Source organism: Bradyrhizobium sp. AZCC 1610 (genome assembly GCF_036924515.1).
GTDB lineage: Bacteria > Pseudomonadota > Alphaproteobacteria > Rhizobiales > Xanthobacteraceae > Bradyrhizobium.
In genome coordinates this window covers 2,335,388-2,348,091 of the sequence record NZ_JAZHRR010000001.1, presented here as the reverse complement: position 1 = coordinate 2,348,091, position 12,704 = coordinate 2,335,388, and the positions used below count along the sequence as shown (strand labels likewise).

Annotated in this window: 13 protein-coding genes and 1 pseudogene; 5 read left to right on the top strand and 9 right to left on the bottom strand. The window is 62.2% G+C overall.

The annotated features are described in order from the left end of the window. Positions 1 to 355: 355 nt before the first annotated feature. The 7 genes and pseudogenes from V1279_RS11185 to V1279_RS11155 all read right to left on the bottom strand — a co-directional run. A complete protein-coding gene (locus V1279_RS11185; protein ID WP_334435374.1) occupies positions 356 to 1,207 on the bottom strand; it encodes a 3-hydroxybutyryl-CoA dehydrogenase in 852 nt (283 codons plus the stop codon). An 89-nt stretch (positions 1,208 to 1,296) separates the two neighbouring features. Further along, complete coding sequence (locus tag V1279_RS11180; RefSeq protein ID WP_334435371.1) at positions 1,297 to 1,560, bottom strand: hypothetical protein; 264 nt, start codon at positions 1,558 to 1,560, stop codon at positions 1,297 to 1,299. 146 nt (positions 1,561 to 1,706) lie between these two features. Continuing rightward, on the bottom strand, positions 1,707 to 3,092 hold the full coding sequence (gene gor / locus V1279_RS11175) for a glutathione-disulfide reductase (RefSeq protein WP_334435368.1): 1,386 nt from the start codon (positions 3,090 to 3,092) through the stop codon (positions 1,707 to 1,709). A 140-nt stretch (positions 3,093 to 3,232) separates the two neighbouring features. Beyond that, complete coding sequence (locus V1279_RS11170) at positions 3,233 to 3,772, bottom strand: DUF2059 domain-containing protein (protein WP_334435365.1); 540 nt, start codon at positions 3,770 to 3,772, stop codon at positions 3,233 to 3,235. Positions 3,773 to 3,796: 24 nt separating this feature from the next. Then, positions 3,797 to 4,495 carry a ribose-5-phosphate isomerase RpiA gene (gene rpiA / locus V1279_RS11165; protein ID WP_334435362.1) on the bottom strand — a complete coding sequence of 233 codons (699 nt, stop codon included), beginning with the start codon at positions 4,493 to 4,495 and terminating at the stop codon, positions 3,797 to 3,799. Positions 4,496 to 4,588: 93 nt separating this feature from the next. Further along, positions 4,589 to 4,864, bottom strand: coding sequence for a hypothetical protein (locus V1279_RS11160; protein ID WP_334446770.1), 276 nt, complete (start codon positions 4,862 to 4,864; stop codon positions 4,589 to 4,591). Positions 4,865 to 4,889: 25 nt separating this feature from the next. Further along, a pseudogene (locus V1279_RS11155) lies at positions 4,890 to 5,422 on the bottom strand (SDR family NAD(P)-dependent oxidoreductase); the annotation flags it as partial. Between the two features lie 78 nt (positions 5,423 to 5,500). Here V1279_RS11155 and gph point away from each other — a divergent pair. The 5 genes from gph to V1279_RS11130 all read left to right on the top strand — a co-directional run bounded on the left by gph (position 5,501) and on the right by V1279_RS11130 (position 10,131). Then, positions 5,501 to 6,187: a phosphoglycolate phosphatase gene (gph, locus tag V1279_RS11150; protein ID WP_334435360.1), complete on the top strand. Its 687-nt coding sequence runs from the start codon at positions 5,501 to 5,503 to the stop codon at positions 6,185 to 6,187. Positions 6,188 to 6,264: 77 nt separating this feature from the next. Then, the gene (locus V1279_RS11145; protein ID WP_334435358.1) at positions 6,265 to 6,450 is read left to right on the top strand and encodes a hypothetical protein; all 186 of its coding nucleotides are present in this window, start codon (positions 6,265 to 6,267) and stop codon (positions 6,448 to 6,450) included. A 136-nt stretch (positions 6,451 to 6,586) separates the two neighbouring features. Then, complete coding sequence (gene moaA, locus V1279_RS11140; RefSeq protein WP_334435356.1) at positions 6,587 to 7,615, top strand: GTP 3',8-cyclase MoaA; 1,029 nt, start codon at positions 6,587 to 6,589, stop codon at positions 7,613 to 7,615. A 378-nt stretch (positions 7,616 to 7,993) separates the two neighbouring features. After that, positions 7,994 to 8,533, top strand: coding sequence for a TRAP transporter small permease subunit (locus tag V1279_RS11135; protein WP_334435354.1), 540 nt, complete (start codon positions 7,994 to 7,996; stop codon positions 8,531 to 8,533). Then, on the top strand, positions 8,530 to 10,131 hold the full coding sequence (locus V1279_RS11130) for a TRAP transporter large permease (RefSeq protein WP_334435351.1): 1,602 nt from the start codon (positions 8,530 to 8,532) through the stop codon (positions 10,129 to 10,131). The genes V1279_RS11135 and V1279_RS11130 overlap by 4 nt, the downstream gene beginning before the upstream one ends. Positions 10,132 to 10,227: 96 nt before the next feature. On the opposite strand, the gene V1279_RS11125 is transcribed toward V1279_RS11130, so the two are convergent. Together V1279_RS11125 and V1279_RS11120 are read right to left on the bottom strand one after the other, a co-directional pair. Continuing rightward, the gene (locus tag V1279_RS11125; RefSeq protein WP_334435349.1) at positions 10,228 to 11,316 is read right to left on the bottom strand and encodes a TRAP transporter substrate-binding protein; all 1,089 of its coding nucleotides are present in this window, start codon (positions 11,314 to 11,316) and stop codon (positions 10,228 to 10,230) included. A gap of 164 nt (positions 11,317 to 11,480) precedes the next feature. Beyond that, positions 11,481 to 12,569 carry a TRAP transporter substrate-binding protein gene (locus V1279_RS11120; RefSeq protein WP_334435347.1) on the bottom strand — a complete coding sequence of 363 codons (1,089 nt, stop codon included), beginning with the start codon at positions 12,567 to 12,569 and terminating at the stop codon, positions 11,481 to 11,483. Positions 12,570 to 12,704: the final 135 nt, after the last annotated feature.

Here is a 12,704-nt window from a genome sequence, read left to right as displayed (position 1 = left end):
CTTCGTGGATTGTTCCAGCATGGCTGCCATTTCCTGCCTCGCTGAGACGACCCTCAGTCCGCGTTCGTCCTCCTGCACAAGGTTCACACCGGGCGCTGGACGAGGACCGCGACTTTCAGGAGGAGACGATCAACGCCGCGCGCACTCGGCAATGCGGTGAAGCTGACGCGCGGGGAAATTCGAAAATCCGGCAAAGGGTCTCGCCGATCCCAATCCGAAATAGCTGCGGGTGGGCAAAGGCGCGTTAGCGACGTGCCCACCATCTATCCCCCGATCGTTAACTGAATTGGGCACGCTTCCGCCTTCGCTCTTCGAGCTACGGCGGACAAGTCGCTTTGCCCACCCTCCGCCACCCTCACTTGCCGTAGCTATAAAACCCCCGCCCGGTCTTGCGGCCGAGATGGCCGGCGGCGACCATTTCCTTCAGCAACGGTGCGGGGCGATATTTCGGATCGTTGAAGCCTTGGTAGAAGACCTCCATCACCGACAGCATGGTGTCCAAACCGATCATGTCGGCCAGCGCCAGCGGACCGATCGGGTGGTTGCAGCCGAGCTTCATGCCGGCGTCGAGATCTTCGGCGGTGGCGAGGCCTTCCTGAAGCGCGAAGATTGCCTCGTTGATCATCGGGCAGAGGATGCGGTTGACCGCAAAGCCCGGGCTGTTCTTCGCGGTGATCGAGACCTTGCCGATCCTTTTCGAAAACGCTTCGGCCTTGGCGTGGGTATCGTCCGACGTCTGCAATCCGCGGATCAATTCCAACAGCGCCATCAGCGGCACCGGATTGAAGAAGTGCATGCCGATGAAACGGTCCGGCCGGTCGGTCGCCGCGGCAAGCTTGGTGATCGAGATCGAGGACGTGTTGGTAGCGAGCAGCGCCTGCGGCCGCAGCTTCGAACAGAGATCTTTCAGTATCTTGATCTTCAAGTCTTCATTCTCGGTCGCCGCTTCGATGACGAGATCGCAGGTCGAAAACTTCGCGGTGTCGGTGCTCGTCGTGATCCGCGCCAGCGCGGCTTGCCGGTCGGCGTCGGTCATCTTCTGCTTGTTGACGAGCCGCTCCAGGCTGTTGGACACGACTGACATGCCCCGGGCGAGCGCCGCATCCGAGATGTCGGTCATGACCACGGGAAGACCGGCGGCGGCGCACACCTGCGCGATGCCGTTGCCCATCGTGCCTGCACCAACGATGCCAATTGATTCGATCATGGGAAAAACTCCGTTATTGAATGGTTGCCTGCACCGTTATCAGAGTGCCACGGCCGCCGGTAGTCCTTGGCACGCCCACACGGCCGCCCTTAGGACGCGTCGGGAGCACCAAAAACCTGATAGAGCACATGCCGGAGTTCAAACTGGTTGCAACCGCGAGAGGGAATGTTGCCGCGACCATCCGGCACCTCGAGCTCCCACCCCTCCTCGATGTCCGACCAATAAAGCAGCTTCTCATCGAGAACCGCCACCGCAACGACGAATTCTCCGGGGGAGTCACTCACGCCGACTGTACGCGGACGGATCAGCGCGCTTTCGAGTGCCGCCTGATGCTGCGGATGAAGCGATGCCATGTCCGTTGCGAGCCGACTCATTACCAGAGAAATTTCGGGCTCGCGCGGCACAGGACTATAACCTAAATCAATTGTCAGCCGTGGCGTTTCACAGAAGTTGATGGGTATCGCTTCGCTCCACCCATCCTACGGCCCTACGACCCCACCTACTCCGCTGCTTGCCTCACATAGCTCGCCGTCGGCGTGCGCATCGTCACCAGCTCTTCCGCCGCGGTCGGATGCAGCGCAATCGTCGCGTCGAAATCGGCCTTGGTCGCTTTCATCTTCACGGCGATGGCAACCGCCTGGACGATTTCGGCCGCGGTGTCGCCGACGATGTGACAGCCCAGCACACGGTCCGTGGTGCCATCGACGACGAGCTTCATCAGCACGCGGGTGTCGCGGCCGGACATCGTCGCCTTGATCGGGCGGAAATCGGCCTTGTAGATGTCGACATGGCTCACTTGCGCGCGCGCCTGCGCTTCGGTCAGGCCGACGGTGCCGACCTCGGGCTGCGAGAACACCGCCGTCGGGATGGTGGCGTGATCGACCTGCACCGGGCGCTTGCCGAACACGGTGTCGGCAAAGGCATGGCCCTCGCGAATCGCCACCGGCGTCAAGTTGAGGCGATGGGTGACGTCTCCGATCGCGTAGATGTTGTCGACCGAGGTCTTCGACCATTCATCGACCGCGATGCCGCCATTCGCCGGGTTGATGGCGACACCGGCCTTCTCGAGCCCGAGATTGGCGACGTTCGGATGGCGGCCGATCGCGAACATCACCTTGTCGGAGGCAATGCTCGACCCGTTCGACAGATGCGTGGTGAGTTCGTTGCCGTACCTGTCCACTTTATCGATGGTGCAGCCGGTGATGATCGTGATGCCCTGCTTCTCCATCTCGGCGCGCACGTGCTTGCGGACGTCCTCGTCGAAGCCGCGCAGGATGTTGTCGCCGCGATAGATCACCGTCACGTCGGAGCCGAAGCCGGCGAAGATGCCGGCGAATTCCAGCGCGATATAGCCGCCGCCCTGGATCACGATGCGCTTCGGCAGCTCGGTGAGATGAAACGCCTCGTTCGAGGAGATGACGTGTTCGATGCCGGGGATTTCGCGGCCGTGGTTGGGCGCACCGCCGGTCGCGATCAGGATGTATTTCGCGGTGAGCTTTTCGCCGGTCATCAGCCGCAGCGTGTGGGCATCTTCCAGCACCGCGCGGGTCTTTGCGATGCGCGCGCCGCTCTTCTCGACATTGGCGGCGTAGATGCCTTCGAGACGCGCGATCTCCTTGTCCTTGTTGGCGACGAGAGTGGGCCAGTCGAAGGAGACTTCCGATATGGTCCAGCCGAAACCGGCTGCGTCCTCGATCTCGTGGCGGACGTGCGAGCCGAGCACGAACAGCTTTTTCGGCACGCAGCCGCGGATCACGCAGGTGCCGCCCATCCGGTATTCTTCGGCGACCATGACCTTGGCGCCGTAACCGGCGGCGATGCGGGCGGCGCGCACGCCACCCGAACCACCGCCGATGACGAACAGATCGACGTCGAACTCAGCCATCTCAACCCCGCCCGAAGCCGCCTCTGGTTTCTCTTTTTGTTTGACGCGTTTTCCACGCAGACAAGTCTGCGTAGATTTGATTGCTATGCGAACCGTAAGTCCGCCCTCGGATCAAGTCCGAGGGCATGCTTCACTGAAGATCAGATATCCTTGCCGCGCTTCTTCATCTCGGCGCGGAACTGGCCGTTGATGGTTTCGGCAAATTGCTGCGCCCACTGGTTCATGTAGGACATGCTGAACTGAATGGCGCGGGGCTCGCTCGCGAGCAGCTTCTGGCCGAGCGGCGACTTGTAGAAGGCGACCAGATCCTTCAGCTCCTGCTCGGTGAACTCGTTGGCGTAGACCTGCGCCATGCCGTCGCCGATTTCCTTCTCGCGGCCGGCGAGATTCTTGGCCACGATCACGGCGACCTCGTTGAGATCCTTCTGATAGTTCAGATTGCTCTGCATCAGCACGTTCTTGGTCTGCTCGACGAGATTGGGAACGGCGTTGGCATACATCGCGCTCGCGTTCTTCATCGCCAGGATTTCCTTGGCGGCGGCGAGCGCTGCCGGCGAGCCGGGCTTGAGTGGTGTCGTCGCGGCGGGCGCATTTTTCTGCTGCGCGTCGGCCGGAACGGCGGTCAGGGCCAGTCCGACTGCGAGGCCGACCGCCGACAAAATCCGTGAAAGGCTCTTCATTCCAATTCTCCTCGATTACCGGCGTTACCGCCGCTCAACTACGCGAATTCCCTGGGCACCTGCCAGGACGGCGATGCTGGCCAGGCCAATGAACAATCCGTGTTCGACGACACCCGGGATCAGGCTCAACAGGCCCGCCAGACGCGGCGCATCCGTGATGCGTCCCAGATGGGCATCGACAATCCAGTGGCCGCCATCGGTGACAAAAACGTGGCCGTCCTTGCCCTTGCGGAGCCCCATTTGCCCGGAAACGCCGCTTTGGGCAAATGCCGTGGCCATGGCCCGCTGGGTGGCGGCCAACCCGAACGGAATCACCTCTACAGGTAGGGGGAAACCGCCGAGAACATCGACCCATTTGGTATCGTCGGCAATCACGATCATGCGATCGGAGGCCGCCGCCACGATCTTCTCCCGCAACAGCGCGCCGCCGCCGCCCTTGATCAGGTTGAGCGCGCCGTCAACCTCGTCGGCGCCGTCGACGGTGAGATCGAGCCGGTCGATCGCATCGAGCGTGGTCAGGGGAATTTTGCAGGCTTCGGCCTGGGCGCGGGTCGCTTCCGAGGTGGGCACGCCCACCACTTTCATTCCGCCCGCAACCTTCTCGCCGAGCAGTTCGACAAAATGCTTGGCGGTCGAGCCGGTGCCGAGCCCGAGTTTCATGCCGTCCTGCACATGCGCCAGCGCCCGCGCCGCCGCCTGCCGCTTAAGTTGGTCCATATCCACGTGCTAACGATGCCTCTCAAGAACCCGCCGGTGACGTTTCTCTAGCGTCGTTTTGGCCTTGGGAACAGCGCTTAAGGTCCTGCGTAAGAAGGATTATGGGGGTGAAACCCCGTCCATCGCGGCCAGAATCGCGACGAAACGCGGCTCTACCTCGGCCCGCATGCCGGGATGGGTGAAAATATAGAGCTCATCGTCCCGGATCGCGGCAAGCACGCGCGCGGCGACCGCGTCGGGCTCAAGTCCTGCGTCGATATTGCGGGCGATCTCGGCCACCATCGCCGCGGCCGGACTGGCAGGATCGAGCGGCTGCGACTGGCCGTAGCGCTCCGGCCGGTTGCGCCCGCTCCCGCCGATGCGGGGTGCGGACAAAGCTTGGGCACAATACGCTCACGCCGATGCCGTGCGGCTTGAACTGCATGGCGAGGCCCTCAGACATGCTGACGACTGCAAATTTGGTCGCCCCATAGGGGCTGAATCCCAAACCGGTCTGCATCCCCGCCATCGACGCGGTGTTGACGATATGGCCGCCTTCGCCATGGGCGCGGATGTGCGGCAGAAAGCTTTTGATGCCGTGGAGCACGCCCATCAGATTTACATCGATGACCCATCGCCAATTATCCAGCGAGATGTGATCGATGCCGCCGCCGGCAACGCCGGCATTGTTACAAACCACATGAACCCGCCCGAAGGCGTCTAACGAAGCCTGCGCCGCACGCTCGACGCTTTCCGCATCGGCCACATCGCAGATGGTGCCGCGGATATCGGGAGAGATTCCTGCAGGCTTTTGACGGCGGCCTGCAGTGTATCCGTCTCGATATCGGCGAGCATCACCTTCATGCCGCCTTGCGCAAACGCCCGGCCTAGCGCCAGCCCGATACCGCTGGCCCCACCTGTCACGAAGGCCGTCTTGCCGGCGAGATCACGCATGGCTGTTCTCCGAAGGGATTGGGCGGAAGCCGGCATATCCACTTGCATGATGCCGCGCCTGCCGCTAGCGAATTCCGGATGAGCCTTCCCCGCACTGTTGTCTTCGACCTCGACGGCACGCTGGTCGACACCGCGCCCGACCTGATTGCCGCGCTCAATTTCGCGCTCGACCGCGCGGGCGTGCCGCCCGTGCCCCTGAAAGCGGCGCGCAACATGATCGGCGCCGGCGCCCGCAAGCTGATCGAGCGCGGGCTCGAACTGGAAGGCCGCGCGATGAGCGTGGAAGACGTCAACCGCCTCATGCGCGATTTCATCGACTATTACGCCGCCCATATTGCTGACGCCTCGCGGCCGTTCGAGGGGCTGGAGGCCGCCCTCGATGAGCTTGCGGCGCAGGGCTGCCGCTTCGCGGTGTGCACCAACAAGCTGGAATGGCTGTCGAAGCGGCTGCTCGACCAATTGGGCCTGAGCGGACGATTTTCCGCCATTTGCGGCGCCGACACGTTCGGCGTCTCCAAGCCCGATCCCATCATCCTGCAGCAGACAGTGGCGCGGGCGGGTGGCGATATGGCTGCGACCATCATGGTGGGCGACGCCGGCCCCGACGTCGGCGTGGCGAGGCGGGCCGGCATTCCCGTGATCGGCGTCGAGTTCGGCTATACCGATGTGCCGATCGCCGAATTGAAGCCCGACCGGCTGATCGGCCATATGCGCGATTTGCCGGCGGCGGTGGAAAGCCTCAGCAAGGTCGCATCTCGGACCTAACATTCTGATTTATCGCTTGTATCGGGAACGCTGATTTTCGGCGTCCCAAGTTCCAGCCGGTCACGGTTCCGGTCCAGGTGATCCGCAATCCCGGCGATTTTGCCTCGCCGCCGACGACCATCATCGAGCCCAGCCCGGTGTTCGCGGAACTCAAGCCGGCCGCGCCGCCGCCGAAGGCGCGCAAGCCGATGCAGCCGAAGAAGCCGAAGCCCAACGCCGCCGCGGCGCCGAACCCGGCCCCCGCGCAGGCCGCGGCCCGCTGAATCCCGGCGGCCCCCTGCCGGACCTCGCAACTGCACCCGCCAGCTCGCTGATTGTAGACGCCTTACAACGCGCCTAGATTATGCTAGCGAGCTAATACGTGAAGACCCGGTACAAGGCAGTTGCAAGGCAGCTTGAATGAGCGGATCCCCGTCACCCGATCAGTTGTTCCGTCCGATGGTCGATCCGTTCGGCCGGACCATCCGGTATCTGCGCGTATCGGTGACCGATCGCTGCGACCTGCGCTGCTTCTACTGCATGTCCGAGGACATGACCTTCCTGCCGAAAGCCGATCTCTTGACGCTGGAAGAACTCGACCGGCTGTGCTCGGCCTTCATCGCCAAGGGCGTGCGCAAAATCCGCCTCACCGGCGGCGAGCCGCTGGTCCGGCGCAACGTGATGTCGCTGGTGCGCTCGCTGTCGCGGCATCTTTCAAGCGGCGCGCTCGATGAGCTGACGCTGACCACCAATGCTTCACAACTGGCGCGCTTCGCCGGCGAATTGCGCGACTGCGGCGTCCGCCGCGTCAACGTCTCGCTCGATACGCTCGATGCGCAGAAGTTCCGCGCCATCACGCGCTGGGGCGATCTCGACAAGGTTCTGACCGGCATCGAAGCCGCGCGCGACGCAGGCCTTGCGGTCAAGATCAACGCGGTGGCGCTGAAGAACATGAACGAGGAGGAAATCCCCTCGCTGATGGAATGGGCGCACGGCAAGGGCATGGCGCTGACGCTGATCGAAGTCATGCCGATGGGCGACATCGGCGAAGGCCGCATCGATCAGTACGTGCCGCTGTCGCTGCTGCGCGCCCGCCTCGCCAAGCACTACACGCTGACCGACCTCGATGAGGATACCGGCGGCCCCGCCCGCTATGTCCGCGTTGCCGAGACCGGCGGCAAGCTCGGCTTCATCACGCCGATGACGCATAATTTCTGCGAGTCCTGTAACCGGGTGCGGATCACCTGCACCGGCACGCTGCATACCTGCCTCGGCCACGAGGATGCCTCGGATTTGCGCAAACCGTTGCGGGCTTCTCCCGACAACGACCTGCTGTCAGCCGCGATCGATCGCGCCATCGGGCTGAAGCCGAAGGGCCACGACTTCATCATCGATCGCCGGCATAACCGCCCGAGTGTCTCTCGCCACATGAGCGTGACCGGCGGCTGAGTTCGCCGATTAATTTATCATCCGCTCCAACGCGGATTTATCAGACCAACCAATCAATTAATCCCCGCGTCAATGTGTCCATTTTCCGATTGACGCCGCCGCGGCGCGCTGAAATGGTGCGGCTGCTTCACGCCAGCACGGCCGGGACAGGCCGCTGCATCCCTTGGGTTGCGGTCAAGACGGCGGTAGCGCGAGACGGGGGAGGACTATCGTTGCAATCGCATCTGCGAATGAGTTGCGGACTCGCGCGTTTTTCGCGCGAGAGCGAACCTGCGCGTTGGGTGCAGGACGGCAGCTCCAGGCGCCCGGCGCGCGATGGCAACGCAATATCAATAAAGACATCCGGCGCGCGTCGATGACGCGTCCGAGGAGAGCGTAATGCGCCCATTGTTGGCACTGAGTAACTCAATCGATTGGATCAATGAGAAACTAGGCGGCGTCTGCAACTGGCTCGTGCTCGCAGCCTGCGTGGTGAGCGCCGCCAACGCGATGATCCGCTATGCGTTCGGCTACAGTTCCAACAGCTGGCTCGAATTGCAGTGGTATATGTTCGCCATCTTCGTGATGTTCGGCGCCTCCTATACGTTCAAGAAAAACGAGCATGTTCGGGTTGAAATCCTCTACCTGACGCTGTCCGAGCGCGGCCAACTCTGGCTCGACCTGATTGGCACGCTGTGCTTCCTGATCCCGTCCTGCCTGCTGCTCAGCTATCTGTCGTGGCCGTTCTTCATGCAGGCCTACGTCGTCGGCGAGACTTCGAGCAATGCCGGCGGCCTGCTGCGCTGGCCGATCAAGCTCGTCGTTCCCGTGGGCTTCGTTTTCCTGGCGCTGCAAGGCGTCTCCGAGGTGATCAAGCGCATCGCTGCACTGAAGGGTTATGTCGTGATCGATGCGAAGTACGAGAGGCCGACCCAATGATCACGCTGGAGATGATGCCGCCGCTGATGTTCGGCGGCTTGATTCTGGCCATGCTGATCGGCTTTCCGGTGGCCTTCACGCTGGCCTCGCTCGGGCTGTCGTTCGGGTTCCTGTCGATCTATCTCGGCTTCTTCGACATGAACTTCCTGCAGGCCATTCCGGGCCGCATTTTCGGCGGCGTGCTTTCCAACGAATTGCTGCTCGCGATTCCCTTCTTCACATTCATGGGCTCTGTCCTCGAGCGGTGCGGTCTCGCTGAAGACATGCTGGATTCGATGGGCCAGTTGTTCGGCCCGGTCCGCGGCGGCCTCGGCTATTCCGTCATCATCGTCGGCTTCATCCTCGGCGCGATCACCGGCACGGTGGCGGCGCAGGTCATCGCCATGGCGCTGATCTCGATGCCGGTGATGCTCCGCTACGGCTACAATGTGCGCTACATCACCGGCGTGCTCGCCGCGTCCGGCACCATTACCCAGCTGGTGCCCCCCTCGCTGGTGCTGATCGTGATGGCCGACCAGCTCGGCAAGTCGGTCGGCGACATGTATCTCGGCGCCTGGGGCCCCTCGCTCCTGCAGATCGCGCTGTTCGCCGGCTACACGTTCGTTCTGAGTATCTTCCTGCCCCATCACGTCCCGGCCGTCCCCAGGGATGCGCTGACGCTGCGGGGCTGGCCGCTCTGGCGCAAATGCCTGATGGGCATCATTCCCTCCGCTGTGCTGATCTTCGTGGTGCTCGGCACCATGATGATGGGCCTGGCCACCCCCACGGAAGCCGGAGCAATGGGTGCCATCGGCGCCATCGTGCTCGCCGCGATCCATCACAAGGATCTGAGCAGCAAGGGCCACAAGATGCTGCTGGTCGGCATCGCCGCTACCGGCATCGGCGTGATCGTTGGAATTCTCGTCGGCGAAGGCAAACTGCTCAAGCTGACCTTCGCGGTGCTCTATCTCGCCGTCGTCTGGCTCTGTCTGGAAGCCGTCCGCATTCCGGACCTGCGCGACCTGATCAAGCAGGGCTACCAATCGACCATGCGCCTCTCCACCATGGTGGTGTTCATCCTGATCGGCTCGACCTGCTTCTCGGTGGTATTCCTCGGCGTCAATGGCGGGGTCTGGCTCGAGCACCATCTGACTTCGATCCCGGGCGGCGTCTGGGGCTTCCTGATCTTCATCAACCTCTTCATCTTCTTCCTGGCGTTCTTCCTCGACTTCTTCGAGATCGCCTTCATCATCCTGCCGATGGTGGCGCCGATTGCGCAGAAGGTGCTGGCGCCGGTCGTCGGACCCGATGCCGCGCTGATCTGGTTCGGCGTCATGCTCTGCGTCAACATGCAGACCTCGTTCCTGCATCCGCCGTTCGGCTTTGCGCTGTTCTATTTGCGCGGCGTGGCGCCGAAGGAAGTGAAGAGCTCCGACATCTATTGGGGGGCGCTACCCTGGATCGGCCTGCAGGCGATCATGGTAGCGATCGTGATCGCTTTCCCGGTCGTGGTGACGGCGCTACTCGACAAGCCGCTCGACGTCGATCTCAGCAAGGTCAGGATCGAGGTGCCGCAGATCGAACTGCCACCGCTCGATTTCGGCGGACCGAAACAATAGCAGTGCGGCGCATCCCCAAACACAAAAAAACCCGGAGCTTTCGCTCCGGGGTTTTCCTTTGTCGAGACGTGATATCGCGCGATCGACCTTGACCGATCAACCTTGCGGATTGCGCGCCATGAAGCTGTCGTAACCGAGCTCGGCGACCTGGAACCACTGATATCCGTTGGCCGTGAACGAGTTCATCGATTCCAGCACCTTCTTGAAGTTCGGATTGGCCGACGCCGTCTCCGCGTACAGTTCTTTCGTCGCTTTCAGGCAGGCCTGCATGATCGGCGGCGAGAAGCTGTGCAGCTTGGTGCCGCCCGCCAACAGCTTCTTCAGCGCCGCCGGGTTGCCCTGGTCGTATTTGGCCATCATCCAGCTATTGGCAGCCTGGCCCGCCTGCTCGATGGCGCTTTGATAGGCCTTCGGCAGCGAATTCCATTTATCCAGGTTGACGAGCCCGAGCAGCATCGGTCCGCCCTCCCACCAGCCGGGATAGTAATAATGCGGCGCGACCTTGTTGAAGCCGAGCTTCTCGTCGTCATAGGGCCCGACCCATTCCGCCGCATCGATCGTGCCCTTTTCGAGCGCGGGATAGATGTCGCCACCGGCAAGCTGCTGCGGCACGACGCCGAGCTTCTGCATCACGCGGCCCGCAAAGCCGCCGATGCGCATCTTCAGCCCCTTCAGATCGTCGACGGTGTTGATTTCCTTTCGGAACCAGCCGCCCATCTGGCAGCCGGTGTTACCGGCCAGAAACGAGGTGACGTTGTAGCCCTTGTAGAACTGGTTGAGCAGCTCCTTGCCGCCGCCGAGCATGTACCAGGCCTGGTTGAGACGCTGGTTGGGGCCGAACGGCACGGCGGTTCCAAAAGCAAACGTCGGGTCCTTGCCGAAATAATAGTAGGACGCCGTATGGCCCATCTCGACGGTGCCGTTCTGCACGGCATCGAGCACCTGCAGGCCGGGAACGATTTCGCCGCCGGCGAAGGCCTGGATCTGGAATTTGTTGTCGGTGGCTTCGCCAACGAGCTTGGCCATCAGCTCGACCCCGCCCCAAAGCGTGTCGAGCGACTTGGGCCAACTAGCCGTCACGCGCCATTTGAGCTCCGGCATCGATTGAGCGATGGCGGGAGCCGCCAGAGTTGCAGCGCCAGCCGCGCCAATACCAGTAACTTTAAGAAAATCTCTTCTTTTCATTGAATCCATCCCTGTTGGTGAGCATGTCATGGCCTTCTTGGCGAGGCCTTCGCAGCCAGCATGGAACATCCAGTTCCCGATATCCATCCCGAACTATACGGGGTAAACGAAAAAGCCCGGCCTTCTTACGAAGGCCGGGCATCTTTCTACGACTTAAGGCGTAATCAGCCGCGGGTGCGCGAGCGGATCATGAAGCTGTCATAGGTGTATTCGGCAACCTGCCACCACAGATACTGGTCGGAGCGGTAGGCCTGCATCGCGTCGATCGACTTCTTGAAGTCGGCGTTCTTGCCGGAGATCTCGGCCCACAGCTCGTTGGTCGACTTCAGGCAGGCTTCCAGCACTTCATTGGTGAAGGGACGAAGCTGCGTGCCGCCGGCCACCAGGCGCTTCAGCGCGGTCGGGTTCTGCATGTCGTAACGTGCGTTCATCCAGGTATTGGAGTGGGCGCACGCGTTGGTCAGGATCGCCTGGTAGTTCTTCGGCAGCGAATTCCACTTCTCGAGATTGCAGAAGGCGTGGATCATCGGGCCGCCTTCCCAGAAGCCCGGGTAGTAGTAGTACTTCGCGACCTTCGCGAAACCCAGCTTCTCGTCGTCGTAGGGGCCGACCCACTCGGCCGCGTCGATGGTGCCCTTTTCGAGCGCCGGGTAGATGTCGCCGCCGGCGAGCTGCTGCGGCACCACGCCGACCTTTTGAAAGACCTGTCCGGCGATGCCGCCGATGCGCATCTTGAGGCCCGAGAGATCGGCAACCGTCTTGATCTCCTTGCGGAACCAGCCGCCCATCTGCGCGCCGGTATTGCCGCAGGCGAAGCCGATCACGCCGAACTTCTTGAAGAACTCGTTGCCGAGTGCCTCGCCGCCGCCCTGATACCACCAGGAGTTGGCCTGGCGCGCGTTGAGGCCGAACGGGACCGAGGCAAAGATCGCAAAGGTCGGGTCCTTGCCGACGTAGTAATACGAGACGGTGTGACACATCTCGACGGTGTTGTTGGAGGTCGCATCGAGCGCCTGCAGACCCGGAACGACTTCGCCGGCCGCGAACACCTGAATCTGAAACTTGTTATCGGTCATCTCGGCGACGTATTTCGACACCTGTTCAGCGCCGCCATAGATGGTGTCGAGAGATTTCGGGAAGCTCGACGTCAGGCGCCATTTGATCTCAGGCGACGATTGCGCGATCGCCGGCGAGGCAACGGCTGTCGCGGCAGCACCGGCCGCTGAAACCTTCAAAAAATCACGACGCTTCATTCAAGTCTCCTTAAGACGGGGCGTTTCCCATATTGCTCGAGCTGTCCTCCGGCGGGGCGAATTCCACATCATCCGGGGCGCTCTGGCGGGGCGGCTTTAACACGGAAGTTGGCTATCGAAAACGCGACAAAGGCA

Coding starts and splice junctions, on each gene's coding strand:
- V1279_RS11185 (WP_334435374.1), bottom strand. CDS start 1,207: ATGATCGAATCAATTGGCATCGTTGGTGCAGGCACGATGGGCAACGGC.
- V1279_RS11180 (WP_334435371.1), bottom strand. CDS start 1,560: ATGGCATCGCTTCATCCGCAGCATCAGGCGGCACTCGAAAGCGCGCTG.
- gor (WP_334435368.1), bottom strand. CDS start 3,092: ATGGCTGAGTTCGACGTCGATCTGTTCGTCATCGGCGGTGGTTCGGGT.
- V1279_RS11170 (WP_334435365.1), bottom strand. CDS start 3,772: ATGAAGAGCCTTTCACGGATTTTGTCGGCGGTCGGCCTCGCAGTCGGA.
- gph (WP_334435360.1), top strand. CDS start 5,501: ATGAGCCTTCCCCGCACTGTTGTCTTCGACCTCGACGGCACGCTGGTC.
- moaA (WP_334435356.1), top strand. CDS start 6,587: ATGAGCGGATCCCCGTCACCCGATCAGTTGTTCCGTCCGATGGTCGAT.
- V1279_RS11135 (WP_334435354.1), top strand. CDS start 7,994: ATGCGCCCATTGTTGGCACTGAGTAACTCAATCGATTGGATCAATGAG.
- V1279_RS11130 (WP_334435351.1), top strand. CDS start 8,530: ATGATCACGCTGGAGATGATGCCGCCGCTGATGTTCGGCGGCTTGATT.
- V1279_RS11125 (WP_334435349.1), bottom strand. CDS start 11,316: ATGAAAAGAAGAGATTTTCTTAAAGTTACTGGTATTGGCGCGGCTGGC.
- V1279_RS11120 (WP_334435347.1), bottom strand. CDS start 12,569: ATGAAGCGTCGTGATTTTTTGAAGGTTTCAGCGGCCGGTGCTGCCGCG.